The organism is Halobacillus sp. BBL2006 (assembly GCF_000786645.1).
Classification (GTDB): domain Bacteria; phylum Bacillota; class Bacilli; order Bacillales; family Halobacillaceae; genus Halobacillus.
In genome coordinates this window covers 1-3,514 of the sequence record NZ_JRNX01000734.1, presented here as the reverse complement: position 1 = coordinate 3,514, position 3,514 = coordinate 1, and the positions used below count along the sequence as shown (strand labels likewise).

Sequence of the window (3,514 nt, the reverse complement as noted above, 5' to 3'; positions counted from 1 at the left end):
TTTGGTTCGTCGGGCTTACAACAATCGATGTCCCTGTATAGCCTGTATGCCCAAGGGTTGTACTTTCCGATAGCCCGTCCATAAACCACCCCTGCTGAAGCTCCCAGCCAAGACCATGATCATCGCCAGGGAATTGAGGGATCCGGTTTTCCGTTAAGAGATCAATGGTTTCTGGCTCAAGAATACGTGTACCCCCGTACTTTCCATCCATTAAAAACATATGAGCAAATTTGGCTAAATCAGAGGCGGTCGAGAAAACACCGGCATGACCGGCTACCCCATCAAGGGACCATGCGCTTTCGTCATGTACTTCTCCCCACACAAGCCCTCGGTCCGTCCAGGGCTGATATTCAGTTGCTGCTATTCTGTCTTTTAAGCTTTCAGGCGGGTTATACATGGTGTCGTCCATTCCAAGAGGAGCTGTAATTTCTTTTTTAACGTATTGATCAAGTCGCATTCCAGATAATCGTTCAACTAAAGCCCCAAGTGTGATCATGTTGAGATCGCTGTATGTATACTCAGAACCTGGTTTATTTTGGAGCGGATATTGCAACACGTATTGTAGTCGGTCTTCGCGGGTGCCCTCTACAGTGTAAAGAGGAATCCAGGGTTTAAAACCCGAAGTATGAGTCATCAATTGTTCAATGGTAACGCTTTCTTTTCCATTCGCTGAAAACTCGGGGATATACTTGGCAAATGGGTCATCAAGTTTAAATTTTCCTTCTTCATAAAGCTTCATCGCTGCTGTGGTGGTAAATAGTTTGCTAATGGAAGCAAGGTCAAAAATCGTATCTTCATTCATAGGAATCGGATCTGCCACTTCCGTAAACGCATCGTCCTGATATTGGACGGCATATCCATAAGCTTCTTTCTTTACGACATGTCCTCTCCTGGCTACAAAAGCAACCGCCCCGGGCATCACTTTCTCATCGATAGCTGACTTTAAAACATCATCGATCTCATTCAAAGGTTCCCCTCTCATGCCTGCACCTCTAACGGATCCCGGATGAAGGACGGGAGAAGTCGGTCCGGGCACATCCCATGTAAAAACCGGATGACCTTGTCCACTGGACTGATTCACATTCACTTTTCCTCCTTTTTCAATGGTTGGCCCTTGACTGGCTAAGCTCGGATTGGGAGCGAGCAGCGAGGTCCCAAGGATGGTTACGAATAGGACAGGTAATGTTCTTCTTCTCATAAACAGCCTCCTTAAATGGGAAATAGTGTCGAAATGAATCCTCCTTTCTACTATAATGTGAGTTCTTTTTAAAGCATAAACCGACCATTTCTAGTCGTCTATACCACTTTAGTCACACATGGAAAAAAAGAGCCTTATTTCCAATACTATCCACCCACGCCATTTGAATGATTTTGAAATATTGTGACATTTAATCAGTTTAATCTATGTAACTTTATTTCAGAAAGCTCAAAAAAACGAACGACCTCAGCCGTTCGCTTTCTGTCCTTTATTTTTTCTTCATAAAGAGGATAAGTCCATAAGCTATCCATAAAACTGACCCGCCAATCAGGCCTGTTAACCCTCCGATTAGACCCACATTTCGTTCAGGAAAACTCTCTAGCGCAAGCCCGGTTGCAAACATGATCACACCCATTTGTATATTCGTCACTGCTTCCACCAATCCGAAAACGCGACCATGCCTGCCCTCTGGAACCTTCTGCATAATGAATGTATCTATACTCGCTCCTCCAATCCCTCCGATGAACGAAATACCAATAAATATTATTGATAGCAAAACTAAATTTGCAGCTTGACTCGCAGCCATTTGCAAAGTGCTTTCAATGAAAATTGTGATCATGCCGATAAATAGAAAGTTCTTTTTTAACCGACCTGCTAAAAGAAAGCTAAAAACGAGTCCAGTTCCTAACGATCCATACAACAATCCTACACCCAGTTCATCCATGTTGAACGTAGCAGCTCCATATACACTGATCAGAACGTTAAACACTCCATCCATCGTCGCAGTAATGAATTGGAGCGCGACTGCCACGAACACAAGGAAACTGAGTCCTTTATAAACTCTGTCTAAGCTCCCAGGTTCTCCTTTTATGTGATTCTGAGACTGTGAAGAAGTTGGCAGTTTTCTAACAAGAATGGCTGCAGCTAGAAAAGAACCAGCATTTAATAGGAAGGCAATATCATTCCCGAACACATAAGCCACCGCACCACCAGTAATTGATCCGCCGATCAGCACGATTCCAAGGATCAATTGTTCCATCCCATTCACTTTTATCAAAATCGAATCGTCTGCAAGCGAAGCAATCGTAGTCTTTCTGACAGGAAGATAAAAAGCTTCCCCACAGGATAAAGCGACGATACCAATAAAAACGATCCATAAGTCCTCTTCAGAATCTACGAGTAGAAAACTTAACGCAAAAGGAATACGTAAGAGATCTGTCGCCATGAGCAGGTACTTCTTGTTCAAGTGATCAGCTAATCTCCCGCCTAATGGAGAAAGCACTAAAAACGGAAAAAACCTGACCCCAAGCGCGGCTCCGACAGCTAACCCAGACCCTGTAAGGTGAAGAACAAGCGTTAATACAGCTACTTGACTGAACCGGTCTCCAATCCCATTGACTATGCCTGAATAAAATAGATGACGATACGGATGATTTTTTAATAGATTCATAGATTATACCTCTCTGATTAGATGAACATCTAATTAGTGTCGCAAAAAAAGAAGGCAACAGCGGTTACCTCATGACAACCACCGGCCACATTTCTTTCGGGTTCAGCTCATAACGATTATTTTGTCTATACATAAATTGATGCATGACCCACTCTCTTCGAATGGTCGCGAAATCATCAAAAAATGTTTTGATATATTCATTGACTTCTTTCTCTTCGTACGTTTTCCCAGGTTCAAAACCCTGGACAAAGTAGGAGAGCACTACAATCTTTTTCTTCAATTGACTTGGCACTGATTTTAATTTTCCGTCTCTCGAAATGAAGTTGTTCAAAACTTTTGTCTGTTCTTTGTCCGTTACTTGTAGTTCACTCTTATTCATCGCTTCCTCATCTCCAATCCTTAAGATCGCTGTCGTCATGAATTCTAGCTTTCGTTCATCCAAAAGGAAATAAATCGTGTTTTTATCACGACGGGAATAGACCATTCCTGTATCTCTCAGTTTCTTTAAGTGGTGTGTAATGGTTGGCGGTCTCAATCCTAATTTTCCAGCAATCGCCTGGCCGTGCAGAGGTCCCTGACGTAATAATGCGATGATTCTTAATCTTGTAGGGTCTCCGACGGCTTTATGAAAAGCAACCATCTTGTCTAATTGCACTCTTTTCACCTCACTAATTAGTCATTCATCTAATTAGATAATAATCAAATCATCATATTCTGTCAACAACTATAATCCTGTATTGCTTTCCAATTGCTATTCCACAAACGTGCAGGTATCTGGAAGAGCGATTTCAAGATGTTTATGCGGTTTTAGGGTCGTTGGGGAAGGACTCGCTTTCCTGTGGGGGAACCGGCGAGCTTCCTCGGGC

At 42.8% G+C, this 3,514-nt stretch carries 3 protein-coding genes; all 3 read right to left on the bottom strand.

What is annotated here, in order from left to right; translation table 11 throughout:
* Positions 1 to 1,198 (bottom strand): serine hydrolase (locus LD39_RS19025; protein ID WP_035551844.1); only part of this gene is annotated, 1,198 nt, incomplete at its 3' end.
* 268 nt (positions 1,199 to 1,466) lie between these two features.
* Positions 1,467 to 2,648 carry an MFS transporter gene (locus tag LD39_RS19020; RefSeq protein WP_035551842.1) on the bottom strand — a complete coding sequence of 394 codons (1,182 nt, stop codon included), beginning with the start codon at positions 2,646 to 2,648 and terminating at the stop codon, positions 1,467 to 1,469.
* 64 nt (positions 2,649 to 2,712) lie between these two features.
* Positions 2,713 to 3,303, bottom strand: coding sequence for a metalloregulator ArsR/SmtB family transcription factor (locus tag LD39_RS19015; protein ID WP_035551840.1), 591 nt, complete (start codon positions 3,301 to 3,303; stop codon positions 2,713 to 2,715).
* Between the last annotated feature and the right edge of the window lie 211 nt (positions 3,304 to 3,514).

Coding starts and splice junctions, on each gene's coding strand:
- LD39_RS19020 (WP_035551842.1), bottom strand. CDS start 2,648: ATGAATCTATTAAAAAATCATCCGTATCGTCATCTATTTTATTCAGGC.